The sequence below is a fragment of the Mesorhizobium sp. M1A.T.Ca.IN.004.03.1.1 genome (assembly GCF_003997555.1).
In the GTDB taxonomy this organism is placed as follows: domain Bacteria; phylum Pseudomonadota; class Alphaproteobacteria; order Rhizobiales; family Rhizobiaceae; genus Mesorhizobium.
On record NZ_RZTV01000278.1, the window covers coordinates 1 to 275 of the forward strand.

Here is a 275-nt window from a genome sequence, read left to right on the forward strand (position 1 = left end):
TTTCGTTGTCACGCTGGCATCGTTGGGCCGTTCGTGCCAAGAAGCGGCATCGAGGCTGGACAGGGATGGCAGATGAGGGACCGGCGCCCATCGCATAAGACACGCGAGCGGCTGAAGCCTGCCGCCGACACTGCAGGCAAGCGGGTCACCCTTCCGCGCGCCCTTTCCAAACTCGGCTATTGCTCCCGTACGCAGGCCGAACGGCTGATTGCCGAAAGCCGCGTCGCCATCGACGGCCGTACCGTCAGCGATGCCTCTGCATGGGTCGATCTGTC

The 275-nt window shown here is 64.4% G+C and carries 1 protein-coding gene; it reads left to right on the top strand.

Annotation, left to right across the window (positions count from 1 at the left end; genetic code table 11):
- Positions 1 to 72: 72 nt before the first annotated feature.
- A partial coding sequence (locus EOD29_RS31685; protein ID WP_281059243.1) for a S4 domain-containing protein occupies positions 73 to 275 on the top strand: 203 nt, incomplete at its 3' end.